The sequence below is a fragment of the Aggregatilinea sp. genome (assembly GCF_036822615.1).
In the GTDB taxonomy this organism is placed as follows: Bacteria; Chloroflexota; Anaerolineae; order Aggregatilineales; family Aggregatilineaceae; genus Aggregatilinea.
In genome coordinates, this window is the sequence record NZ_DAISHJ010000080.1 from 1 (window position 1) to 23568 (window position 23568).

The following is a 23568-nucleotide window of genomic DNA, read 5'->3' on the forward strand; positions in this document are numbered from 1 at the left end:
CCTTATGCGTGGGCTGATGCTCCCTAGAATGAAATACCTACCCTTGAAAGGGGGCCGGGGGTGAGGTTTCCCCACAACCCGATTACGGTGTTCCCCCGCGCCAGCGCCCCGATCATTCCGCGCCCGTATCGCACGCCGCGACGGGCAGCGCCGTCTCGCCATAATTCACGAACTGGCCCTGCGCGTCCTGCTCGTACAGGCCGAAGCGCACCTGCGTCCCACCCGCGAGACGCGGCAGCGTGAAGTCGTCGCGGACGCGCTCGCCGGGCGACCACGCCGTGAACGGGTAAAAGCCATATACCGGCGCGCTGCGATCGGCGGTCGCCAGAACCGGCGCGACCTCCTCCCCGGTCAGGTGCACGAAGATGCTCGGATTGGCCGAGGGCTGTTCGACCGCCTGCCAGATCACGTGCAGCGCGATCGTGTCCGCGTCGCACGTCAGCCACGCGTCCGCGCGCCCAATGCCATACACGATCGGATCGACGGGCGGATCGCCCGGCCCGGCGATCTGCGGCGCGGCGGAGAGTTCCACCAACCCCGGCCCCGCCGAGGTCAGGCCCAGCCCGCCCAGACGCGCGCGCCACCACTCCGGCGGGAAGACGTAAAACGCCTCCGGCGCGGTGTAAAGGCGATAGTCCTGCGCCAGCAGATCCGCGTAATTCGCCGTGTGATAGACCATCTTCACGTCGCGGTTCTCGCCTGTCACCAGCCGCGAATAGGCCGCCGCCTCGTAATGCGGCCCCCAGGGCAGCGTAAATGTCACACGCCCTTCGCGCGGAATCTGTGCCACGAGGTCGATCATCTCCTGGCCGCTGCGATCGGTGGTGCGGGTCCGAATCCAGTCCCGGTTGAACGGCACCAACAGCAGCGCCCAGATCAGCAGCCCGGCTAGCGCCGCCGCGCCCAGCCTGGGACGCCGGACGAGCAGCCAGTCCGCCGCCAGCGCCACGTCGAGCACCAGGACAAGCACCACCGGCATCAGGATCGCGCCGGGCAGCACGGCGGAATGGTACGCGACACTGAAGATCAGCGGCCCCGCCCCGGCCAGGGCCAGCACGCGTGCCGCGCGGCGCTGTGGCGCGATCGTCACGGCGACGGCCAGCGCCGCCAGCGCGATCAGCAGGCCGGGCAGCGTGAGCTGATCGACCAGCAGCCGCGCGATGTCCGCCGCGTCGTCCAGCAGCCCGCCTGTGTTGCCGGGCAGCGTGACGAGGTAATCGGCCTCTTTGCCCGTGAACTGCTGCCAGAAGCCGCGCCACGTGCCGGGATCGCCGTAGACCCACGCGCTGCCCTGGTGCGCGCGCAGCGGCAGATAGGCGTAGGGCACGAAGCCCAGTGCCGCCAGCGCGCTCCCCTGCATCAGCGTGCGCGGCCAGCGATCCAGCAGGTCGCGGCGATAGGGCCACAGCGCCAGGAACAGCCCCGGCGCGACGAACGCCACCGCGCGGTGATGCGCCACGCCGATCCCGCCCAGCAGCGCCAGCATCAGGAAGCGCCGCCGCGCGCTCCATACGCCCTGCCAGGGCGCAGGCCACAGCGCGACCAGCAGCATCAGCGCGGTGATCGCCAGACTCATGCCGTAGACTTCCGCGATGCTGCTGTGAATCCAGACCGAGCGCGTAAGGCCGAGCAGCAGCGCCGCCAACGCCGCCAGCCCTGCCCGGCGCGTCAGCCCCCAGACGAGCATCCCGGCGCAGATCAGCGCCGCCGCACCCCACGCCGTCGCGTACAGGCTGGCCGCCGCGGCGGGTTCCAGGCCCACAGCGCGCAGAGGCAGGGTGAAGCCGTTGCCGAGGATCGTATACAGGGGATAGCCAGTGTAATGCACGGTCCCCCAGGCGTTCAGCGCCACCTGGATCTCGCCCACGTCGAGCATATACTCGTCCGAGCTGCCGTTTACGTGTGTTTGAAGCGTCGAGCCGTAAGCGGCGATCAGGATCAGCGCGGCCAGCGGCACGAGCAGGCGGTATAACGCCGCGCGAGAGCGTGAGGAAGGGCCGTGGGTAGCGATAGCGGTCAAATCCGTTTCCGTGGGGTGCAATCCGCGCAAGAACGTACAAAAATGCATCTAAAAAACCCGGCGAATTATAACATGGCCTTAATCAGAGTCTGTTATCATAGAGGAGAATTTACTCTGTGGAGGAGAAAGTATGTCCAACGCGGCTTCATTGAGCTTGCCCACCAGCCCGGCCCTCGCCGGACTATCCGAATCCGATCTCGATATCCTGCGCCGGATGCTGCGGTCCGTCACCGTGACCAAAGGCGACGCCGTATATCGCGCAGGTGAACCGCTCAATACGCTTTATATCGTGCAGTCCGGCCAGATCAATATCGTGCTGAAGTGCCAGACCGGGCAGGGCGACGATACGGTGGTGCGCACCGCCGGTCCCGGCGATCTCCTGGGCGATCTGCCCTCATCCGGCGACGCGTCGCGCGCTGTCACCAGCGCGCAGGCCCTCGAAGACAGCACGCTGCTGGCCCTCAGCCGCGAGGCGATCGAAGGCTATCTGCACGGGCAAATCGACGCAGTGCTGCGCCTGACCCGCACCCTCGAAGCGGGATTATCCCTCTCTGCGCCGGAAGAAACCGCCGCCCCGGTCGATAACAACGTGCAGCGGCTGGCGAACGTGCTGCTGTTCCTGGCCGAACGCGACGGGCGAATCGATTCCGGGCTGGTGACGTCGGCGCTGCGCGTGAAAGACGTGGCGATGTCCATCGGCGCGGACGAAGAATGGGTGTCCGGCGTGCTGCACGACTGGAGCTGCCAGGGCATCATCGGTCTGACCGGTGGCCGCCGCTTCCTGCTGCACGACGTGGACGCCTTGAAAGCCCTGGCGAAACGCGAGGACTAGCGGCACAGATCGGTTTGGCGTAAGCAGGGAAGTGGAATGCAACAAGCGCGGCCTCTGAACGGAGGCCGCGTGCCTATTTAGCAGTGAGTTCGCAGGTCATGAACGGCCTGCTACCGCGGTTCGACGATCATGCGGACCGCTGTGCGCTCCTGCTCGTCGATCGTCACCTCGGTAAAAAACGGGATCACGATGACGTCGATCTGGTCTTCGGCCAGGTAGCCGCGCGCGATAGCGACGGCTTTCACGGCCTGATTGACGGCCCCCGCGCCGATGGCTTGAACCTCAGCGCGTTGGTGCTCGCGGACGACCCCGGCAATAGCCCCGGCAACTGCCGTGGACCGGGAGCGAGCGGAAACTTTGATCACATCGACCGGTTCGTGCCCGTCAGAGGCGATCTCCTCAGGAGCCAGACTTGAAGGATACGATGGTTGCATAGTAGCCCCTTCTGGATCTTAACAAAATCCCTTAAATGAAAAGCGTGCGAAGAAGGATGCAGAACATCTTTAGCCTTTCATTGTACAGTATTTCACCAGCCAATCCAATCACTTGTCATTGAAGCATTTTTACAATTGTGTAAGCGTCTGGTATTCGTATTTTATTTCAAAAATACTATATTTATATGATAAAAAATAAGCGCCCTTGCATTTATTAGCTGTTGGCGGCGTTTTGCGAGCGTGTGGGATGCCCAAACCCGGTTGTTGAAACGATTAAAATTGGGGACTGCCCATTTGCTGCCAGTTCTGCTATACTGTCTACCATGCTCCAAATCGATTTGAAGTCGACCGAGATTTATGATTCCCTAACACTTCATATATGGGGCAAAACGTTGAGGTATAATAAAATATCCTTAACGACCGAAGCCAACATCAACGATCCCGAGGTACTAATCTTATGGCAGTTATGATCGACACGGAACGTTATCAAGGCATCGTTAAGACGTACAATACCTTTGAAGGTACTGGTATAATCGAGATGCCTGACGGACGCGAGGCACTCGTTCGTTACTCCTCCATCCGTGGAGAAGGCGTCAGAAGATTACATAGAGGCGCAACGGTCACCTTCCAACTTCAAGAAACGCGCCGCGGGTTATATGCCGTGTGCGTGCAGCAGGAATAAATCCGGCCTGCTGCACTTCGCCACTGCTCTCGCTCACCACGCTGCATGAACAACCCTTCGTAATCTGCCTCGCGCGGTATTGCTGCACGCCGCCTGAACGTCCGTCCATCATGCATTGACTCTTCGCGGCATCCGGCCAGGGTGCTGCTTGGGTACGGTCAACATTACCTATCGGTCAAGAGTCAGGGACGCCGTGCGTCCCTAGAGGAGTTTATGTATGAGCGACAAGCCCCTGCCGCTGCGGATCATTCCGCTCGGTGGTTTAGGCGAGATCGGCAAGAACATGACGCTGTTTGAGTACGACCATGAGGGCATCATCGTCGATACCGGAATCATGTTCCCCGAAAACGACATGCTGGGTATCGACTACATCATCCCCGACTTCCGCTACATTGCCGACCGGCTGAACGACGACCTCACCATTCACGGCATCGTCATCACCCACGGACACGAAGACCACATCGGGGCGATCGGGCACGTGCTGGACGCGATCCCGGTTCCGGTGTACGCCACGCCGCTGACCGCCGGGCTGCTCGAAGTCAAGATGGCCCAGGCCGGGCACGATCAGGCGGTCCTGAACGTGTTCCAGGCCGGGGATCTGCTCGATTTGGGGCCGTTCCTGGTCGAGACCTTCCACGTCTGCCACAGCATCCCCGATTCGGTCGGGCTGGGCATCGAGACCCCGGTCGGGCTGGTGGTGCACTCCGGCGACTTCAAGTTCGATCACACGCCCGTGGACGGCTGGCCGACCGATTTCGCCCGGCTGGCCGAGTTTTCCAAGCGCGGCGTGCTGGCGCTGATGTCGGACAGCACCAACGCGGATCGCCCCGGCTGGACGCCCTCCGAAGCGACCATCGACGCCGGATTCGACAAGGTGTTCCGCGAGGCCAAAGGGCGGATCATCGTGGCGACCTTCGCCTCGCTGATCTCGCGCATCCAGCAGGTCGCCACCGCCGCACAGCGCTACGGGCGCAAAATGGCCGTCGCCGGGTACAGCATGACCGAGTACATCAAGGTCGCGTCGCGGCTCGGCTACCTGGACCTGCCCAAAGACATTCTGATCAACATCGAGCAGGCCAAAAAGCTGCCGCTGAACGAAGTCGTGATCATGGTCACGGGGTCGCAGGGCGAGCCGTCGGCGGTCCTGGGGCGGCTGGCCTATGGCAACCAGCGCCAGTTCGACCTGATCCCCGGCGACACGGTGATCATGTCCGCCCACCCCATCCCCGGCAACGAAGAACTGGTGCAGCGCACGGTCAACAAGCTGATCCAGCGCGGCGCGAACGTGATTTACGACGCCATCGCGCCGGTGCACGTCTCCGGGCACGCCAGCCAGGAAGAACTGAAGCTGCTGATCAACCTGATCCGGCCCAAGTTTTTCATCCCGGTGCATGGCGAGCTGCGCCACCTGCACAGCCACGCCAGGCTTGCGCAAGATCTGGGCATCCCGGCGGAAAATACGTGCGTGGTCGAAAACGGGACGGAGATCCTGCTCACCCCGCAGCACATGTCGGCAGGCGAGCGTATCCCCGGCGGCTACGTCTTCGTGGACGGGTCCGGCGTGGGCGACATCGGCCCGATCGTCATGCGCGACCGCGAGACGCTGGGGCGCGACGGCTTCCTGATCGCCATCGTGCTGATCGACAGGGACAGCGGCCAGTTGGTCGAAGCGCCGGAGATCATCTCGCGCGGGTTCGTGTTCCTGCGCGACGCCTCCGAATTGATCGAAAGCACGCAGCGGCTGATCGAAGAAATCGTCGATACGCACAAGGGCACCAGTGGGCTGGCGAACGACATTCAGGACACGCTGTCGAAGATGTTCTACAACCAGACCAAGCGCCGCCCGATGGTGTTTGCCTACGTGCGCGAGGTGTAGCCGCCCAGCCCCCCGCGCTCGATTCCAATCGTGTAACCTTCCAACCGCCGGAGCCGTGCCAAACCCGCTCCGGCGGTCTTTTTTCCCCCTCTGGTCCCATTGCGCGCGGCGAGGCATGTTGCATAATAAGGGCGAATGGCTATACACTAAGCCGCGCACATGGCAGACGGTGACGCGTGTTCGCCCAGCCTGCCGCGATCCGTTCGCTTAACAGGGAAGGACCCATCGTGCGCCCACTTCAAGCTCGCTGGTATCGTACCGTTCAGCTTCTTCTGCTGGCTGTCGCGCTGATGATCGCGGGGGCAGCCTGCGCCGGGAAAGAGTCTCCGGCAGCGTCTAACGCAGCCAACGCTGCGCCGCCGGACGTGAACGTCTCCGACGACAGCGGCAGCGACAACGCCGAGGCAGCGGCCCAAGCCGCCACGCCGACGGTCGATCCGGTGCTGGCGACCGTCAACAGCACGCCGATCCTGGTCGCGGAGTTCGAAACGGAACGCAACCGCCGCGCGATGGGCATGACGATCGAGCCTGCCACCGCCGACGCGTTCGACCAGTCCGTGCTGCAAAGCATGATCGATCAGGTGTTGATCGAGCAGTACGCCGCGCAGCAGGGCATCGAAGTCACCGACGAAGACGTAGACGCCGAACTGGCGATCCAGGAACAGATCGCGCAGCAGAACGACCAGACGCTCGAAGATCTGGTGGCGGCGCAGATGTACACCGTGGACGAATACCGCGAAGCGATCCGCGACATGCTGCTGTGGACCCGCGTGAGCGAGGCCGTCACCGCCGACGTGTCGCCGATGGCGACGCAGGTGCACGCGCGGCACATCCTGGTGGCGGACGAAGCCACCGCGCGCGCCATCATCGACCAGTTGAACCAGGGCGCGGATTTCGCACAGCTCGCGCTCCAGTATTCGCTCGACAGCTCGACCGCCGCCAGCGGGGGCGACCTGTCGTGGGTGAGCATTGGCGACCTGCTCCAGCCGGAGGTCGAAAACGCGATCTTCGCGCTGCCCGCGGGCACGCTTTCGCAAGAACCCGTTCACAGCAGCCTGGGATATCACGTCGTGCAGACGCTCGAAGTCGTCGAAGACCGCCCGCTCGATCAGGCCTCGTTGGCCCGCAAGAAAGAGCAGACGTTCCTCAACTGGCTGGATGCGCAGCGCAGCGCGGCGATCATCGAAGAGCATATCAGCAGCGCCGGCGGTTAATCATCGCCTGGGGGGAGAAAAGGCCGGATGGGCACGGGGAGCAACCTCCTCTTTAATATCATTTCGTTCATATTTGCAGCCCTGACGATCATCGTGCTGGTGCTGATCATCGGCATCATGTCAGACGCGATGACGCCACCGTTTTTCGCTCCCGAGCCGACGACGATCCCACCCACTTCGGTGCTCGATCTGGGGATCACGCCTACGCGGCCCTTCATCCCGACCTTTACGCCGTCCAATACGCCGGACTGGACCAGCACGCCGACCGAGACGCCGCAGCCGACCGCGACCGACACCGAAACGCCGACGCCGACCGTCACGAACACGTCTGCGCCGCGGCCCACATTTACGCCCAGCCCGGTCGATGCGTCCGTGGAGGCCCCCGTTGCGGAAGCTCCCATCGCAGAGGCCCCCACCACGAGCTTTACGCCGGAGCCGTCCGGCGCTGAGCCGAGCGCCACGCCGACCGATTCGCCGTACCGTTTCATCCTCCAGCCGGGCACGCCCACCGTGCGCGATAACTTCGCCAATGGGCTGGCCTGCGCCTGGCAGGGCGTCGGCGGGCAGGTGGTGGATCAGAACGGCGACCCGGTGATCGGCGTGCAGATTCGCGTGATGGACGCGTCGGGCAACGCGCAGTACACCATCAGCGGGACCAACAGCGCGTACGGGCCGTCCGGGTGGGAAATCGGGCTGGGCACGCAGCCAGCCAGCGCCACCTATACCGTGCAGTTATGGTCCGCGAACCAGGGCGAGATGTCGCCCAGCGTGGAGATCGTGTTCCCCGGTACGTGCGATCAGAACCTGGGGCTGGTGAACTTCGTGCGGACGCGCTAGCGCCGTCCCGCGTGCGGATCGCCTGGGGCGGTCCTTCCAACAGTCGAACACAAGGGGGCGTATGTGACGATACGCCCCGCGTTGTTTTTAGCAGGAGCCTGGAACGAGAGCATGCGGCAGCGGCGATCAACAGTTCTGCTCGACCTGATCACGGTCGTATTCCTGGCGGGCACGGTCGCGGCGATCGCGTTCGTGGTGCTGGTCCTCAACGATCCGCAGAGTGCGATCAACCCGTTCCCGCCGCCCACCGTGCCGCCGCTGGCGCTGCTGCCCACCTTCACGCCGACCAGTACGCCGACCATCACGCCCAGCGCGAGCGTCACACCGATGCCGAGCGAGACGCCGACCCCCAGTATCACGCCGACGCCGTCCGACACACCGACGCCCACCGCGACGGAAACCGTCTCCGCGACGCCGGTGCTGCCCGGCGCGACGCCGCTCGGATCGCAGCACACGCCGACGCCCGGCCCAACCTCTCCCGCCGACGCGCCGCTGGACGATGGCAGCGGCAACACGGTGAACGGCGAGCCGGTGCGCACGCCGATCCCGCAGCCGACCCGCTCTGAGTTCCCGTTTACCGCGTCGGAAGTGACCTACGAGGCGAACGCCAACAACGACGGCTGTGCGTGGCTCAGCATCGCGGGGACCGTCACCGACCTGCGCGGCGATCCGCTGCCAGGGCTGGCGGTGCAGATCCAGGGGACGAGCTTCAATCAGGTCCAGTTCGCGGGGGGCGCGTCCGATTGGGGACTGGCGGGGTTCGAGTTCCAGGTGGGCACGACGCCGGAATCCGGAGAATACACGCTGCAACTGCTCGGCGCAACGGGCGGCGCGGTCTCCGACGCGATCACGGTGGAAACGGGCGATACGTGCACCACGAACGTCGCCGTCGTCGAGTTCGTGCAGAATCACGCGTACTAAAAAAGCAGTTTTTAGTCGTCAGTTTCCAGTTCTTAGCAACGGTAAAAAACACCTCACCCCCACCAACCGGGGTTTTGTAGGGGCGGGTTTGCAACCCGCCCTGCCTTTATCCCCGCCAGATGAGGCCGCTCACCACGTCATCCAGGTGCACGCTTTTCCGTAGGGGCGATGCTTGCATCGCCCGTTGTGAGGAGATCCGGGTAGGGCGAGTGTTACCCCTACGGTTATCGACCCCAGCGTGTTATGTCGAGCGCGTCCCGTATTTGGAAAAAAACGGGCCGGTTAGAAACCAGCCCCTACAGTCAACGAACGTTTTCTCGGAGGGGCGATTCACGACTCGCCCCGTTTTTGTACCCCTATTCCCACGCTTCCAGGCGCTTCACGATGGCCGCGACGAACCAGTCCGCCGACGCACCGTCCAGCACGCGGTGATCGAACGAGAACGACAGGTACACCATCGGGCGCACGGCGATCGCGTCGTTGTCCAGCACGACCACGCGCTTCTGGATCGCGCCGACGCCCAAAATGCCCGTCTGCGGTTGGCTGATGATCGGCGTGGCGAACAGGCTGCCCGCGACGCCGTGGTTGGTGATGGTAAACGTGCCGTCGCGCACCTCGTCGGGCGTAAGCGCGTTGGCGCGGGCGCGGGCGGCGAGATCGTTCACCTGCCGCGCGATCCCGGCCAGCGACAGCTCGTCGGCGTGTTTGATCACGGGCGCGATCAGGCCCTCGTCCAGCGCGACCGCCATACCGATGTTCACGTCGCGCTGCAGCCGGATGCCGTCGTCGGTCCACTGGCTGTTCACGGCAGGATGCGCGCGCAGCGCCTCGGCGGCAGCCGCCATGAAGTAGGCGGTGAACGTCAGGTTAACCCCGCGCGCAGCAAACTCGGCCTTGTGCGCCTCGCGGTGCGCAACCACGCGGCTCAGATCCGCCTCGAAGACGGTCGTCACGTGAGGCGCGGTGCGCAGCTTGCTCTGCACCATGTGCTCCGCGATGCGGCGGCGCATGGGCGTCAGCGGGACCAGCTCCCCGGGCTGGCCGGGCGCGGGCGGCGCTTTGTGCACGTGATCCGACGGGGCGGGCGCTGCACTCGCCGGAGCGGGAGTCGCCGCCGAACGGTACAGGTCGTCGGTGGGCTTGAACAGATCGCCCGTACCGGGGCGCTCCCAGGGCGGCAGATCCTCGTCCGCCGCAGACACAGGCGCGGCCTCGCGCTGGTCGAGGTAGGCCATGATGTCCTTTTTGGTCACACGCCCGCCCCGCCCCGATCCGCTCACGCGGCGCACGTCCACGTTGTGCTCGGCGGCGATGCGCGCCACGACCGGCGTGACGTGCGGCATCCCCGCGCTGTGATCGATGCGCTCGGCCTGCGCAGGCGCAGTTCGACCCGCTCCGGCGCCCTGACGGACCGGCTCGCTCTCCGGCACACGATCCGCCGCCTGCGTGCCGGGGTTGCTTTCGGCGGCGTGCAGGGCGGCTTCGTATTCATCGTGTCCGTTGGGGGGCGCGTCTGGCACGGCCTCATCCGGCGCGCCAATCACGGCCAGCACGGTGCGCGCGGGCACGGTGCGCCCCTCCCCGATGTAGATCCGCAGCAGTGTGCCGCTCGCGGGGGCGGTAACTTCGGACGTCACCTTGTCGCTCTCGACTTCCAGGATCGGCTCGTAGATCTCGACCGGATCGCCTTCATGCTTGAACCACGTCCCGACCGTGCCTTCGACCACACTCTCGCCCATCTGGGGCATGATGACTTCGGTTGCCATGTCGTCCCCTCCCCCTAATACTCGGCCAGCTCGCGAATAGCGGCGGCGATCTTGTCGGGATTGGGCATGAAGAAGTCCTGCATGGTGTGCGCGAAGGGCACGCCGGGCACGTCCGGCGCGGCCAGCCGCCGGATCGGGGCGTCCATGTATTCGAACGCCTCGTCGGCCAGCAGCGCCGCGATCTCCGCGCCGTAGCCCAGGAAGCGGTTGTCCTCATACACGATCAGCGCCTTGCCCGTCTTCTTGAACGACTCGATCACCGTGGCCGTGTCCAGCGGGGCCAGCGTGCGCAGATCGACCACTTCCGTCTCGATGCCGTCCTGCCGGGCAACCATCTCCGCCGCCTGCAGCACGTAGTAATGCATCATGCCGTAGGCGTACACGGTCAGATCGCCGCCCTCGCGGGTGACCTTCGCCTCGCCGAGCGGCACGATATAGTCGTCGTTCGGCACGACGTCTTTGATCAGCCGGTAGCCCTTCTTCGGCTCGAAGAACAGCACCGGGTTGGGATCGCGGATGGCGGCCTTGAGCAGTCCCTTCGCGTCGTAGGCGCTGCTGGGGATCACCACCTTGAGGCCGGGTGCGTGCGCGAAGTACGCCTCGACGCTCTGCGAGTGGTACAGCCCGCCGCCGATGCCGCCGCCATACGGCGCGCGGATGACCAGCGGCGCGGCCCATTCCCCGCCGGAGCGGTAGTGCACCAGCGCGGCCTCGTTGACGATCTGGTTGAAGGCGGGGAAGATGTAATCCGCGAATTGGATCTCGCAGATCGGGCGCATCCCGCCCAGCGCCGCGCCAACACCCACCGCGACGATGCTCAGCTCCGCCAGCGGCGAATCGATCACGCGGTCCGGGCCGTACTTCTCGAACAGGCCGAGCGTCGCGCGGAAGACGCCGCCGCGCTGGCCTACGTCCTCGCCGGTAATGAATACGCGCTCGTCGCGGGCCATTTCTTCGTCCATGGCCTGCCGCACGCCTTCGATCAACGTCATTTCAGGCATCCGTTGGTTCGCTCCTGAACAGATCCAACCGGTAATAAGGAATTTTCGGGGTGGTCATTGTCGCGTAGGGGCGTATTGCGATACGCCCCTACCAAAAACGCACGGCCACCTACTGCTCGAAATCGGGCGGGGCGAAGATCGGGAACAGCGCATCCTCCCCGCGCGGATAGGGCGCGGCCTCGGCGCGCGCCTGGGCGTCATCGATCTCCGCGCGGACTTCCTGCTCGATGGCGTCGATCTGCTCGTCGTCGAGCAGGCCGCGCTCCAGCAGGTACGCCTGGAAGCGCTTGATTGGGTCGCGCTGTTTCCACTCCTCGACCTCCTCGCGGCTGCGATAGGTGCGGTCGTCGTCATCGGAGGAATGCGGCACGGGCCGGTACGTCTTGGCTTCGAGCAGGGTCGCACCGCCGCCGCGCCGGGCGCGGTCGAGCGCTTCGGACATGGTCCGGTAGGACGCCACCACGTCGTTGCCATCGCAGATCGCGCCTGCGATGCCGAACATCGGCGCGCGGTCGGCCACGTTGGGCACGGCCATTTGCAGGTGAACGGGGACGGAAATCGCGTAAATATTATTCTGCACGATGCACACCACAGGCAGTTGGTGCACGCCCGCCCAGTTGAGGCCCTCGAAGAAGTCGCCCTCGCTGGTCGAGCCTTCGCCCAGGCACACGACCGTCACACGGTCCTCGCCCTTGAGCTTGCTGGCCAGGGCCAGCCCCGCCGCCTGGGGGACCTGCGTCGCCACCGGGCTGGACGCGGTCACGATGCCCAGCCGCCGGGCGCTCCAGTTGCTCGGCATCTGGCGCGCGCCGCTGGTCGTCTCGCCCTGCTTGCCATAGACAGCCAGAAAAAACTCGTAGGGCGTGTAGCCCAGCGCGATGTTGAACGCCAGATCGCGGTAGTACAGGTGTGCATAGTCGTAGCCGCGCCGCATAGCCAGCGCCGCGCCTACCTGGATCGCTTCATGGCCGATGCCCGAAATGTGGAAGGCGATCTTGCCCTGGCGGTGCAGCACCCACGTGCGTTCGTCAGTGCGCCGCGCCAGGACCATCAACCGGTACATTTCGTGCAGCAGCCCGGCATCCAGGTCCAGCCCTGCATCGTCAATCTGATGCGAGCGTGTAAGATTTTGTGCCATTCGTTTCTCCTGAATACTCCTTTGCACAGAGGGGGAACACAAGCGTGCAGCGGCACAGGATGAGGGCAGCCTCTACAGGTTGTCGTCCAAAAGTCTAAGTACAATCCCATGCCACCCCCTATCCATATTATAGTCATTTTGTTCATGCAAAATGCCAAAACTCCCCCACATGCCACCTGTTCTCTCGCTTTCCTTGCTGCTTTCTTTCCGGAAAGAAAGCAGCGGGGCATCTGGACGGAATGCGCGCGGCCCCGTACAATTGCAGCGGGCCTTCGATCCGTGGAAGTGGGTACTCCCTATGGCAGACCCTGCTGCGCTCTCCCCGTCCGAGCGTGAAGCCGCCTACCGGCTGAATTACCGCCTGTTCATGTGGGACTTCATCGTGTTCACCGTGGGCATGGGCCTGTTGGGGCCGTCCACGGTCATTCCCGATTTCGTGCGCGGTCTGACGGATTCGGAGATCATCATCGGCCTGTCCGGGCAGTTGTTCGACATCTGCTGGCTGCTGCCGCAGCTTCTCGTCGCGCGGCGGCTGCTGACGGTGGCGCACAAAAAGTGGTGGTTCGTCATCCCCAACATTCCGGTGCGGTTGCTGGTGCTGGCGCTGTCCGGCGTGATCGTGCTGGTCGGCGGGGAGCATAAGACCACCATCCTGGCGGCATTCCTGATCTTTTACGCGCTGGCGGGCCTGGGTGATGGGCTGGTCGGCGTGCCGTGGCTGGATCTGATGGGGACCAGCATCGACGACAAACGCCGCGCGCGCCTGTTTGGGCTGGGCACGGCGGTGGTGGGCGTGGGCATGATCGGGCTGAACCCGGTCGTGCGGCTGATCCTGGGCGACCAGGGGCCGGACTTCCCCAATAATTACGCGCTGCTGTTCGCCATCGCCGGGACGCTGTTCGTGCTGACTGTCCCGCCGACGGCGTTCATCAAGGAGCTGCCGGGCGCGACGCCCCACGACGTCCAGCCCGCCATGCGCGACTACCTGCCAGAGCTGGCGCGCGTGCTGCGTGCGGACGCGCCGTTCCGCGCGGCGATCCTGGCGCGGCTGCTGGTCGGCCTGTGGACGATGGCCTCGCCATTTTACATCGGCTTCGCCACGGAGCAGCTTGGCATGTCGAGCAGTGTGGCCGTCAGCAACCTGCTGCTGATGCAAACGCTCGGCAACGTGGGCGGATCGCTGCTGCTGTCGTGGCTGGGCGAGCGTCACCTGCTGCTGTTCATCCGGCTGCTGCTGGGCATGGCCGTTTTGCAGCCCCTTCTGGCGCTGCTCGCCAGCGTGACCGGCCCCGTGCCGCTGTATGTCGCCTTCATCGCGTCGGGCTGCATCGGCGGGAGCCTGATGCTCAGCTTCATGAACTGGGTGGTGATCTACGCCGGGCACGAGCGCCGCCCGATCTATTCCGGCCTGCTAAACTCGCTGGCGGCGGTGTCGCTGCTGATCGCGCCGCTGCTGGGCGGTCTGATCGTCGAAGGATTGGGGTACGAGGCGGTGTTCGCGGGCGCGCTGATGTTCGTGATCGTCGCGCTGGCGGTGTGCCTGCGCTGGATGGTCTCGCCGCATCGCGAAAACGCAGTCATCAGTGGATAGTTTTTAGTCGTTAGTCAAGAATCAGAACAAGTCCACTTCCGCTCCCTTCAATGGGCGTTGGAGAGGGGCCGGGGGTGAGGTTGGCCCGCTGAGCGCAGCGGCCCTGATCCCCGGCACGTCCACTCTACGCTTGAACTAACGACTACGAACTAACGACTAACAACTGCTTTTCCCTTTACCGCACCTTACCGGGCATCAGCATCATGGCCGCGAAGCCCGCGTAAACGTGCGCGGCAGCCTTCAGATCGTCCAGGCGCACGACTTCGCGCGGCGTATGCGCCAGGTTCGGATCGCCGGGACCGAAGCCCACGGTCGGGATGCCCGCCTCGCCCATCGTATACGCGCCGTCGGTCGAAAACGGCCAGTGCGTGATCTCCGGCGCGGCCCCGCGCACAGTCTGGATCGTGTGGCTAAGCGCCGTCACCAGCGGATGCGCGCGATCCAGCACCCAGGCCGGGTGCGCTTCGCGGGCGGTGCGGACCATCCCCGTATAGGACGCTTCCTCGTACGTGGTGATCTCGACCGTCGCGGGCAGGTTCTCGCGCGCGATCATACTTTCGAGCTGGGCGCGCGCCCCGTTGACCGTCTCCCCAAGCGTCAGGCGGCGGTCCACGTAGAGCTTGCACAGGTCGGGGATCGCGTTCAGGCTCGCGCCCCGGCTTTCTATCCCGGTCACGGCGATGGTTCCCGGCCCCAGGAACGGATCCTTCAGCAGCGTATCGGCCAGCAGCTCGACGTTGAACACCAACCGCGACGCGGCGTAAATCGCGTTCTGGCCGAGCGCGGGCTGGCTGGCGTGGCACGACTTGCCGCGCACCGACACCTTGAACATCACGCGCCCGCGCTGCCCCCGGCTGATCTGCATGTTGCTCGGCTCCCCGATCAGCACGTAGTCGGGCCGGATGCCGTCTTCCTCGACGACCGTGCGGATGGCGAGGCCCTCGCACGGCTCCTCCTGCACGACGAACGCCAGCACCAGCGTGCCGTCGATCTCGTCCTGGTAGGGCAAAAGCTGCCGCGCGCCGTAAACCATCGTGGAGATGGCGCTTTTCATATCGACCGCGCCCAGGCCGTACAGCGCGCCGTTTTCGATCACGCCGTCAAAGGGCGGGTGCGGCCACGCCTCGGTTGCCGGTTCGACCGTATCCATGTGCGCGTCGTAGAGCAAGGTCGGGCCGTTCCCGTTGCCCAGCGTGGCGATGACGCAGCCCATCGGGCTGACGTGCACGTGCGGAAAACCGAGCGTGGTCAGGTGTTCCGCCACCAGCGCGGCGACGTCACCCTCGTGCGTCGAAGTGCTCGGCGTCTGGATGAGCTTCTGGGTGAATGTGTACAGGTCTTGAGCCGTCGCCCATTCCGGCTCCAATTGGTGCAGAAACGTAAAATGGCCAGCCACTTAGGACGCTCCGTGCGCTAACAAAACGTGGGGAATGGTCCGCATGATGATTTGCAGATCCAGCCCCAGGGACCAGTTCTCGATGTAGTAAATATCCATGAGGCACATTTCCTCGAAGGGCACTTCGTCACGCCCGCTGACCTGCCACAGCCCGGTCAGGCCGGGCATGACGTGCAGGCGCTGGCGATGCCACGGCTCGTACAGTTCCACTTCCGCCGGAATCGCCGGGCGCGGCCCGACCCAGCTCATATCGCCCTTGAGGATGTTGAACAACTGCGGCACCTCGTCGATGCTGAAGCGGCGAATCCAGTGACCAACGCGCGTGATGCGCGGATCGTTAGGCGCCTTGGGACGGCGGAGATCGCTGCCGGTCTGCGTCATCAACTTGTAGTGCATCTTCTCCGCGCCGACGACCATCGAGCGGAACTTGTACACGGTGAAGATCCGCCCGTTGAGTCCCACGCGCTTCTGCGCGAAGAAGATCGGCCCCGGCGAGTCGAGCTTGATCGCCAGCGCGACCACGCCCAACACTGGCAGCGTCACAGGCAGTGTGAGCAGCACCAGCGCCAGGTCCAGCGCGCGCTTGGCAAGACGGCTGCTGGGGTGCAGGTCGCTGCCGCCATCCACGCTCAGCAGCGGCACGCCGCCAAGCATTTCGACCTGAACCTGATTCAGACTCAGCTCGAACATATCCGGCACGGTGCGCACGCGTACGTGCTTATGCTCGCACTCGCGGATGATGCCCACGATTTTACGCTGGACGTGCCACGGCAGGGTGATGATCACCGTATCGACCTGCTGCCGGTCGATGATGCGCGCCAGATTGTCGAGCGTGCCCAGCGCGGGCACACGCCCGATGCTGGTCGAGCCGCGATCGGGGTCGTCGTCCACGAAACCGACCACCTGATAGCCGAGGTCGGGCCGGGCGACGATCGTTTGCAGCACGGAGCGGCCTACCGCCCCCGCGCCGACGATCAGCACGCGCTCGATCCCCACGCCGCGCGCCCGCATCCGCGCCTGGATCTCGCGCAGCGCCAGCCGCCACGCGCCCATGATAATCACGACCAGGATCGCGGTTTGCACGATCAACAGGCGGGAGAACACGAGCGGCTGAAGCAGGAAGCTTAACGCCATGATGAACACGGCGGTATTGGTCGCGCTGTTGGTGATGTCGAAGACTTCTTCCCACCACGTCCGCCCGCGCTGCTCGCGGTAGAGGCCTTCGCTCTGGTTAAAGAGGATCATCAGGATGGCGAAGATGATGGTATAGGGGATGTACGGCGTAAACGGCGCGGCGTTCGCCTCATCGACGGGCTGGATGAACTGAATCTCGTAGCGCATGTAGTAGGACACGAAAAACGCCACGAACGTCCACACTGCGTCGAGCGCGGGCATAAACCATCGTGGCCAATTGTACGCATTCCGTTCCATGCCGTTCCCTATCTCAAAGATGATTCAGCGCGCAGCGGTAGCTGGCGACCGTCTGCGCTGCCGTATTCGACCATGTAAACCCTGCCGCACGCGCCTGGGCCTGTGCTCCGGCCTCCGCGCGCCAGCCCGGATCGTGAATCACGCGCGCCAGCGCCTCGGTCCACGCCTCCGTGCCGTCCGGCGGCAGCAGAAAGCCCGTATCCCCCGCCGCTTCGGGCAGTGAAGACGAGTCCGAGACGAGCACGGGCGTTCCGCACGCCATCGCCTCGATCACCGGCAGCCCAAAGCCCTCGAACACCGACGGGTACACCAGCGCGTCGGCGGCATTGTACCACAGCGGCAGGTCCGCTTCATCGAGATAGCCGGGCAAATGCACCGTCGCGCCCAGATCGTGCTGCTCGATGGTGCGGAAAATCTCGTCGTACATCCAGCCCTTGCCGCCGCCCAACACCAGATGCACCGCCGCGCGGTCGGCGGGCGGGAGCTGCGCATAGGCCCGCAGCAGCACCGGCAGATTTTTGCGCGGTTCCAGCGTGCCCACGAACAACAGGAAACGCTCCGGCAGGCCCGCGCGCTGGCGGAAGGCCGCGACGTCACCGGCGGGCAGCGGATGGAAACGATCCGTGACGCCGGGCAGCGCGACATCAATTTTATCGCGTGCGATGCCAAACTGGGCGGCGACATCCCGCGCGGTGCTGTCCGAAATGGCGATGATGCGCCGCGCGCGCTGGCAGCTCAGCCGCGTGAACAGGCGCAGGTAGAGGCGGCGCGAAACGGGCAGCACGTCGGGGTAGTGGATGAAACTGAGATCGTAGACGGTGACGACCTGGGGCGTGGGGCCAAGCAGCGGCCCGGCGAAGGCCAGCGCGTGCAGCAGATCGATCCCCGCCCGCCGCGCCGCGACCGGCTGCACGATCTGTTCCCAGGCGATACGCTTCAGCGGCGACACGGTATGCCACCGGCTGCGCCGCGCGACCAGCCCGGCCCGTACCGGCGGGGCGGCCTGTGCTCCGGTAAACACGGAATACAGAAACGCGGGATCGGCATCCGGCAGCGCGGCGATCAGGTGGTGGATGTACCCGCTGATGCCCGCACTGCGATAGCCCGCATCGTGCGCGAGTAAATGTGCACTCAAGCCAACGTGGAACCGCATCGATTGCATGGTGTGCGATTATACCGCTCTCCTGCCGCCGGGTGGAGGGTCAAGCAAGAAGTGACCCGCCCCGCTCCCCGCAGCATCAAGCGATCGTGGGGTGATCATCAGGCCAGCGCCCTCCGCTCTGATTGTATGCCGGGCGCGCATCATGCAATAATTACAATAATAGAAGGTCTGCTTACAATCCCGACACCTCGTCGCGGCACTGCAGCATGGATCATGCTTTGTAATGTAACCGAATGGAAGGAGTTGCCAACATGAAACGCACCATCCTGACGCTGCTGGTCGCGCTGGCGATAACCGGCGGCGGCCTGTTCAGCGCCGCGCCCCGCCACGCCGCCGCCCAAAGCGGCACGGTCTGGCAGGCGCAGTTCTTCAACAACAACACGCTGTCCGGCGGTCCGGCCTACACCATGCAAACGCAGGATATCCAGTTCAACTGGGGGACCGGCTCGCCCGATCCGTCGATCCAGCCGGATTCGTTCAGCGCGCGCTTCACCACGGACGTCTACGTGGATGGAGGCACGTACGAGTTCGTCATCCGCGCCGATGACGCCGTGCGGCTGTTCATCGACCGCGCCCCTACCCCCACTATCGACACCTTCGGGCAGGCGCAGTCGGGGCGCACCCTGCGCGCATCGGTGACGCTGGCGGCGGGCGTGCACAACCTGCGCATCGATTACCAGGAGCTGACCCAGGATGCGTACATCTTCGTCAACTGGGCCCCGCTGTCCAATTCGCCCACCGATTTCGGCACCGGCTACGAGATGGGCGTCTGGACCGTGCAGTACTTCGGCAACCAATCGCTGGCCGGGGATCCGGTCGCCGTGCGGGCCGAAAACAGCCCGTCGCACAACTGGGGCGCGGGCGCGCCGGTGGCGGGCGTGCCCGCCGATTTCTGGTCCGCGCGCTGGATGGGCACGTTCACGCTCAACGGCACGTATGGCGTGACGATCCGCGCCGATGACGGCGTGCGGTTCTTCGTGGACGGCAACACGGTGCTCGACCAGTGGCACGGCGCGACCAACGACACCTACACCGCCCAGTTCACGGTCGGCGCGGGCCAGCATACGCTCGGCATCGAGTACTACGAGGCGACGGCATTCCTCAACGTCGATTTCACCTCGGTGAACGGCAGCGTGCTGCCCGGCCAGCCCGCGCCGGTCCAACCGACCCCGACGCCCGTGCCCAACGTGCCAACCGCCGTCCCCGGCGGCCCCACCGCGACCGTGCTGGCGTGGCGGCTGAACGTGCGCGACGCGCCGAGCGCGTCCGGCACCAACGTGATCGCCAAGATCAATCGCGGCGAGACGTACTCGATCCTGGGACGCAACCAGGCGGGCGACTGGCTGCTGCTGAACGTCAACGGCCTGAACGGGTGGGTGAGCATCCGCTACGTGGGCCTGAACAACGAGCAGGCGCTGCCGGTCGTCGGCGCGCAGCCGACGGCCACACCCGCCCCGGTCCAGCCGCAGCCCACCGGCTATACGCTGACCTCGCGCGCCAATCTGAACGTGCGCAGCGGCCCCAACACGCAGTACGACGTCGTGGGCGCACTGGGCTACGGCGAGGAAGCGCCCATCGTGGGCCGCAACGCCGACAACACGTGGTGGCAGATCCTGGACAACGGTCAGGTCGGGTGGGTGATCGATTTTTACGTGGTGGTCGAAGACGGCGTGGACATCAACCGCATCCCGGTGACGGGGTAAAAAGAGCATGACGTCACGCGGTAGGGGCAATTCATGAATTGCCCCTACGGGCATGGAGACTGTTATGCACTTTTTGAGCAAAAGAACTGATTTCTCGCTTGTCCACTGACTTCATGATCCGTAGGGGCGGGGCTTGCTCCGCCCGTTTTTCACCGGGATCCCCGCCAAACATGGTTTGGTGAGGTGGCAATTGCCCCTACGGGCTGTCAAATCCCAAAACCAGGGCGGGTTAGAAACCCGCTCCTACACCCCCGTCGAGATGGCTTGTCTCCCCTCTCCAACTTGATTGGAGAGGGGCCGGGGGTGAGGTCGCGGTGGGGACCAAACTCGCGTGTAAATGTGCGTGAATCTACCCGGCTCTGCGCTCAGCGGACAGGGCTTGCTCCGCCCGTTTTTCTATCGGGCCCTACTGATGTCACACGGAAACACGCGATCTGCGGACATAAAAAACCGCCCCGACGCATAATCGTCGGGGCGGCGTAGTAAGCCATTAACGCGCTGGTGGCGCGATGTTGGTCGGCGGCGCACCCGGCGGGCTGGCCGGTGGACGGCGCGACGCCTTACGGCGGCGGCTCGTCATGCTCAGCACCACCGCCCCCACCGCGATCATGAACAGCATCACCACCATCGACGCGATGCCGGACACCACCAGACGGCTCGACGGCGCGAGCGGCTCGTCGGGATCGGAGGCGGCAACTTTGGCCGCGACCTCGCTGCGCAGGTCTTCCGGCGACACCGGGACCGCGCCAAACGGGTTGATGCCGAGCCGCTGACCCGCCGCCAGCTCGAACGTGCCCTCGGTCGAGGTCGTGGGGCGATAGGTGGGGCTGTCGGTGAAGGTCAGGGTATAAACGCCGGGCAGCAGGTTATCGAAGCAGTACTGATCTTCCCCGGCGGCGGTGATGTGCGTGGCGATGATCGCGCCGCCGGTCGCCAGATTGACGTTCACGCCCGCCAGTGGCGTCTCGCCCTCGTCCGCGATGCCGTTGCCGTTCGTATCGGCGTAAGTGGAAATGCAGATCGCGCCGGGATCACCCTGCGCGCGGGCAGCGGGCAACCGCCCCATCCCGCCCAGGAGGAGCACCGCGCTCAATAACACAATCATAAGCCGACTCAGGGATCGGTTCACGACTTGCGCATCCTCACGTGATTCTCGCGCGATAAGCGCCCCGCGATACCGTTCGTGAGTATACCCTGGCGAGAGGGGCTGTCAACTGCGCTTCCCCGCCGGACAGGCAACGCCCGCCTGCGCGCGGCGCTCGAAACCCGGTTTTTTTGCGCGGCGCGGCGGCTACCGTTTTCGCTCATTCTGCATTATGCTTGTCGCGGGCTAGGAAAGTGAGGCACGACATGCCAACCGAAGCGGGCGACTCAAATCCCTGGGTCCAGCAGATCACGGACGTCATCGCGGAATCCGAAAAGGTCCGCGAAGGGCTGCACGACGACGAAGCGATGCCGCTCATCGATTGGGGCACGGCGCAGGCCAAAACGCTCGGCGCGCGGCTGGCCGCGCCGGATACACCGCCCCCTTCCGCCGAACAGGCCGCCGAAACCGGCTATGCGCTGGCGAGGCTGATGACGCGCATCAACTGGGTGGTGACCTACCGGGCCAAAAAGGACGCCGACTGGCTGACCCGCACGTTTCACAAGATCAACGACCTCAGCCGCGAGCTGCACGGCCCCTACGCGCCCACGTTCTCCGATGACGAGATCGCGGCGTGGATCGCGGCGCAGCCGTCGCAGAGCAACGGCGAGCTGCTTCAGGGCCTCATGACGCGCCTGACGCCGGGCGGGGCCACGCCTTCCGGCAGCACGGATGTACCGGGCCAGCCCGAAATGTCCGCTGCACCCGACGCGCCCGCCGCACCCGATACACCAGACCCATCCGGAACACCTGACACATCTGACAGTCCAGACGCGCCCGGCAGCACGCCGAGCGCCCCGCCCCCGGCCCCGGGATTCCTCCCCGGGCGAGGAGATACGCATGAGCAAGAGTCGATCGACTAACACCAAAAAACGGACGAGCAACGGCCAGCGCGTCACGATTGGCGGCGTGTCCGGCATCGTGATCGTGGTGATCGTGATCGTGGCGCAGTACGTGCTGGGCATCGACGTCCTCAACACGGACGACACCACCGCGCCGACCTCCGCCCCCGTCAACATCGGCGGCAGCACCACGACCACCCTGACGGCCATCCCCGGCGGCTATGACGGCGGCTGGTTCCAGTTGTACTTCACGCAGCCGATCAACACCGAGGACGAGAGCCGCTTCACGGGTGCGCCTATCGAAAATGCGATCATCGCCGCCATCGACGGCGCGCAAAAAACGGTGGACATGGCGGCGTTTGAGTTCAACTCACAGCCCATCACCGACGCGCTGATCCGCGCCGACGATCGCGGGGTGCAGGTGCGCGTGGTCACCGACGGCGAATACGGCCTGGAAGATCCTGAAACGACGCTCGACCAGCTCGAAGACGCGGGCATCACCGTCAATTCGGACGGCAACCGCAACGCGTACATGCACGACAAGTTTTTCGTGATCGACGGGCTGTACGTGTGGACCGGCTCGACCAACATCACGCACAACGGCATGTACAACAATAACAACAACGCGATCCTGATCCGCTCCACGCAGCTCGCGCAGAATTATACGGATGAGTTCAACGAGCTGTTCGCGGGCCAGTTCGGGGCCAGCTCGCCCGGCGAGATCCCGAACCCGGACATCGTCGTCAACGGCACGCAGATCGAGACGTTCTTTGAGGCCGAAGGCAACGCGTCCAACGGGCACGACCTGCCCACGCGGCTGGCGGAACTGCTCGATGAAGCGCATACGGTACGGTTCATGGCGTTCGTGCTGACGCGCACCGATCTGATGGACCCCATGATCGAGCGCGCGGCCTCCGGCGACCTGGACGTGATGGGCATCGTCGAGCGCAGCCAGCGCAGCTACACCAAGTCGATGATGTGCGCCGGGCTTCAGGTCCGGCAGGACGGCAACCCGGACGTGTTCCACCACAAGGTGTTCATCATCGATGACGACATCGTGGTGATGGGATCGTTCAACTTCTCCAAGAGCGCCGCCGATAACAACGACGAAAACGTGCTGATCATTCACAACGCCGCCATCGCCAGCGCCTATTTGCAGGAATTTCAGACGCGGTGGAATGAAGCAACCGTCGTCTCTGCATCCGATTTGAACTGCTCGTAAAGCGGAACGGCACGCGGGACCGTTCCGGCAGGCTGTACCACACGCTCAATGAGGGGGATCGCACCGGGAGCGATCCGTTTCGTGGCGGGAAACCGTCGCCGCGGGAGGGGGAATGGGGGAACAAGCGTCAGCGATTAACGTGCTCGAAAGCTTGCAACTGCTGCGGAACGACAGTCCGGTAGAGCGCAAGCGCGGGATCATGAACCTGAGCGGCATGATCGACGATCCGCGCGTGCTGCGCGTCTTTGAGCACCTGTACGAAAACGATCCTGATTCCGGCGTGCGGCAGATGGCGTGGCGCGCGATCAACCGGCAGGGGCCGTCGATCCCCGCGCCGGGGCCGGTCGCGCCGTCCG

General features: G+C 64.7%; 20 protein-coding genes. 11 read left to right on the forward strand and 9 right to left on the reverse strand.

The window, feature by feature from the left end; all coding sequences use genetic code 11:
* Positions 1-112: 112 nt before the first annotated feature.
* Positions 113-2020 (reverse strand): protein O-mannosyl-transferase family, encoded by a 1908-nt coding sequence (locus V7116_RS18130; RefSeq protein ID WP_324393374.1) that lies wholly within the window; start codon positions 2018-2020, stop codon positions 113-115.
* 130 nt (positions 2021-2150) lie between these two features.
* Here V7116_RS18130 and V7116_RS18135 point away from each other — a divergent pair, with 130 nt between their 5' ends.
* Positions 2151-2852: a Crp/Fnr family transcriptional regulator gene (locus tag V7116_RS18135; protein ID WP_324393375.1), complete on the forward strand. Its 702-nt coding sequence runs from the start codon at positions 2151-2153 to the stop codon at positions 2850-2852.
* Between the two features lie 110 nt (positions 2853-2962).
* On the opposite strand, the gene V7116_RS18140 is transcribed toward V7116_RS18135, so the two are convergent.
* The gene (locus V7116_RS18140; protein ID WP_324393376.1) at positions 2963-3286 is read right to left on the reverse strand and encodes a stage V sporulation protein S; all 324 of its coding nucleotides are present in this window, start codon (positions 3284-3286) and stop codon (positions 2963-2965) included.
* Positions 3287-3752: 466 nt separating this feature from the next.
* Between V7116_RS18140 and V7116_RS25870 the strand changes: the two genes are divergently transcribed.
* The 5 genes from V7116_RS25870 to V7116_RS18160 all read left to right on the forward strand — a co-directional run bounded on the left by V7116_RS25870 (position 3753) and on the right by V7116_RS18160 (position 8816).
* A complete protein-coding gene (locus tag V7116_RS25870; RefSeq protein ID WP_442891858.1) occupies positions 3753-3968 on the forward strand; it encodes a cold shock domain-containing protein in 216 nt (71 codons plus the stop codon).
* A 217-nt stretch (positions 3969-4185) separates the two neighbouring features.
* A complete protein-coding gene (locus V7116_RS18145; RefSeq protein ID WP_324393377.1) occupies positions 4186-5844 on the forward strand; it encodes a ribonuclease J in 1659 nt (552 codons plus the stop codon).
* Positions 5845-6071: 227 nt separating this feature from the next.
* Positions 6072-7058: a peptidylprolyl isomerase gene (locus V7116_RS18150; RefSeq protein WP_324393378.1), complete on the forward strand. Its 987-nt coding sequence runs from the start codon at positions 6072-6074 to the stop codon at positions 7056-7058.
* A gap of 27 nt (positions 7059-7085) precedes the next feature.
* Positions 7086-7895 (forward strand): hypothetical protein, encoded by an 810-nt coding sequence (locus tag V7116_RS18155; protein ID WP_324393379.1) that lies wholly within the window; start codon positions 7086-7088, stop codon positions 7893-7895.
* A 63-nt stretch (positions 7896-7958) separates the two neighbouring features.
* Entirely contained in the window at positions 7959-8816 is an 858-nt protein-coding gene (locus V7116_RS18160) for a hypothetical protein (RefSeq protein WP_324393380.1), read from the forward strand.
* A 356-nt stretch (positions 8817-9172) separates the two neighbouring features.
* On the opposite strand, the gene V7116_RS18165 is transcribed toward V7116_RS18160, so the two are convergent.
* The 3 genes from V7116_RS18165 to V7116_RS18175 all read right to left on the reverse strand — a co-directional run bounded on the left by V7116_RS18165 (position 9173) and on the right by V7116_RS18175 (position 12721).
* Positions 9173-10582, reverse strand: coding sequence for a dihydrolipoamide acetyltransferase family protein (locus tag V7116_RS18165; RefSeq protein ID WP_324393381.1), 1410 nt, complete (start codon positions 10580-10582; stop codon positions 9173-9175).
* Positions 10583-10596: 14 nt separating this feature from the next.
* Positions 10597-11583: an alpha-ketoacid dehydrogenase subunit beta gene (locus tag V7116_RS18170; RefSeq protein WP_324393382.1), complete on the reverse strand. Its 987-nt coding sequence runs from the start codon at positions 11581-11583 to the stop codon at positions 10597-10599.
* 109 nt (positions 11584-11692) lie between these two features.
* Entirely contained in the window at positions 11693-12721 is a 1029-nt protein-coding gene (locus V7116_RS18175; RefSeq protein WP_324393383.1) for a thiamine pyrophosphate-dependent dehydrogenase E1 component subunit alpha, read from the reverse strand.
* A gap of 298 nt (positions 12722-13019) precedes the next feature.
* Here V7116_RS18175 and V7116_RS18180 point away from each other — a divergent pair, with 298 nt between their 5' ends.
* On the forward strand, positions 13020-14312 hold the full coding sequence (locus V7116_RS18180) for an MFS transporter (protein ID WP_324393384.1): 1293 nt from the start codon (positions 13020-13022) through the stop codon (positions 14310-14312).
* A 175-nt stretch (positions 14313-14487) separates the two neighbouring features.
* Here V7116_RS18180 and V7116_RS18185 read toward each other — a convergent pair whose 3' ends face one another.
* The 3 genes from V7116_RS18185 to V7116_RS18195 are packed head-to-tail and all read right to left on the reverse strand — an operon-like array spanning position 14488 to position 18274.
* Positions 14488-15708, reverse strand: coding sequence for a YgeY family selenium metabolism-linked hydrolase (locus V7116_RS18185; RefSeq protein WP_324393385.1), 1221 nt, complete (start codon positions 15706-15708; stop codon positions 14488-14490).
* Positions 15709-17139 carry a sugar transferase gene (locus tag V7116_RS18190; RefSeq protein ID WP_324393386.1) on the reverse strand — a complete coding sequence of 477 codons (1431 nt, stop codon included), beginning with the start codon at positions 17137-17139 and terminating at the stop codon, positions 15709-15711.
* Positions 17140-17152: 13 nt separating this feature from the next.
* The gene (locus V7116_RS18195; RefSeq protein WP_324393387.1) at positions 17153-18274 is read right to left on the reverse strand and encodes a glycosyltransferase family 4 protein; all 1122 of its coding nucleotides are present in this window, start codon (positions 18272-18274) and stop codon (positions 17153-17155) included.
* A 278-nt stretch (positions 18275-18552) separates the two neighbouring features.
* On the opposite strand from V7116_RS18195, the gene V7116_RS18200 reads away from it, so the two are divergent.
* Positions 18553-20004 carry a PA14 domain-containing protein gene (locus tag V7116_RS18200; RefSeq protein WP_324393388.1) on the forward strand — a complete coding sequence of 484 codons (1452 nt, stop codon included), beginning with the start codon at positions 18553-18555 and terminating at the stop codon, positions 20002-20004.
* A gap of 490 nt (positions 20005-20494) precedes the next feature.
* Here V7116_RS18200 and V7116_RS18205 read toward each other — a convergent pair whose 3' ends face one another.
* Positions 20495-21109 carry an SdrD B-like domain-containing protein gene (locus V7116_RS18205; protein ID WP_324393389.1) on the reverse strand — a complete coding sequence of 205 codons (615 nt, stop codon included), beginning with the start codon at positions 21107-21109 and terminating at the stop codon, positions 20495-20497.
* A gap of 245 nt (positions 21110-21354) precedes the next feature.
* Between V7116_RS18205 and V7116_RS18210 the strand changes: the two genes are divergently transcribed.
* The 3 genes from V7116_RS18210 to V7116_RS18220 form a co-directional block, all read left to right on the forward strand.
* Positions 21355-22011, forward strand: a complete 657-nt coding sequence (locus V7116_RS18210) for a hypothetical protein (RefSeq protein ID WP_324393390.1) — start codon at positions 21355-21357, stop codon at positions 22009-22011.
* The gene (locus V7116_RS18215; RefSeq protein WP_324393391.1) at positions 21989-23212 is read left to right on the forward strand and encodes a phospholipase D-like domain-containing protein; all 1224 of its coding nucleotides are present in this window, start codon (positions 21989-21991) and stop codon (positions 23210-23212) included. The genes V7116_RS18210 and V7116_RS18215 overlap by 23 nt, the downstream gene beginning before the upstream one ends.
* A 112-nt stretch (positions 23213-23324) precedes the next feature.
* Positions 23325-23568 (forward strand): HEAT repeat domain-containing protein (locus V7116_RS18220; RefSeq protein ID WP_324393392.1); only part of this gene is annotated, 244 nt, incomplete at its 3' end.

What these genes read in the sequence shown, in the direction of transcription:
- V7116_RS18145 (WP_324393377.1), top strand. Translation starts at nt 4,186, where the DNA reads ATGAGCGACAAGCCCCTGCCGCTGCGGATCATTCCGCTCGGTGGTTTA.
- V7116_RS18210 (WP_324393390.1), top strand. Translation starts at nt 21,355, where the DNA reads ATGCCAACCGAAGCGGGCGACTCAAATCCCTGGGTCCAGCAGATCACG.
- V7116_RS25870 (WP_442891858.1), top strand. Translation starts at nt 3,753, where the DNA reads ATGATCGACACGGAACGTTATCAAGGCATCGTTAAGACGTACAATACC.
- V7116_RS18175 (WP_324393383.1), bottom strand. Translation starts at nt 12,721, where the DNA reads ATGGCACAAAATCTTACACGCTCGCATCAGATTGACGATGCAGGGCTG.
- V7116_RS18215 (WP_324393391.1), top strand. Translation starts at nt 21,989, where the DNA reads ATGAGCAAGAGTCGATCGACTAACACCAAAAAACGGACGAGCAACGGC.
- V7116_RS18190 (WP_324393386.1), bottom strand. Translation starts at nt 17,139, where the DNA reads ATGGAACGGAATGCGTACAATTGGCCACGATGGTTTATGCCCGCGCTC.
- V7116_RS18170 (WP_324393382.1), bottom strand. Translation starts at nt 11,583, where the DNA reads ATGCCTGAAATGACGTTGATCGAAGGCGTGCGGCAGGCCATGGACGAA.
- V7116_RS18140 (WP_324393376.1), bottom strand. Translation starts at nt 3,286, where the DNA reads ATGCAACCATCGTATCCTTCAAGTCTGGCTCCTGAGGAGATCGCCTCT.
- V7116_RS18135 (WP_324393375.1), top strand. Translation starts at nt 2,151, where the DNA reads ATGTCCAACGCGGCTTCATTGAGCTTGCCCACCAGCCCGGCCCTCGCC.
- V7116_RS18155 (WP_324393379.1), top strand. Translation starts at nt 7,086, where the DNA reads ATGGGCACGGGGAGCAACCTCCTCTTTAATATCATTTCGTTCATATTT.
- V7116_RS18180 (WP_324393384.1), top strand. Translation starts at nt 13,020, where the DNA reads ATGGCAGACCCTGCTGCGCTCTCCCCGTCCGAGCGTGAAGCCGCCTAC.
- V7116_RS18205 (WP_324393389.1), bottom strand. Translation starts at nt 21,109, where the DNA reads ATGATTGTGTTATTGAGCGCGGTGCTCCTCCTGGGCGGGATGGGGCGG.
- V7116_RS18200 (WP_324393388.1), top strand. Translation starts at nt 18,553, where the DNA reads ATGAAACGCACCATCCTGACGCTGCTGGTCGCGCTGGCGATAACCGGC.
- V7116_RS18165 (WP_324393381.1), bottom strand. Translation starts at nt 10,582, where the DNA reads ATGGCAACCGAAGTCATCATGCCCCAGATGGGCGAGAGTGTGGTCGAA.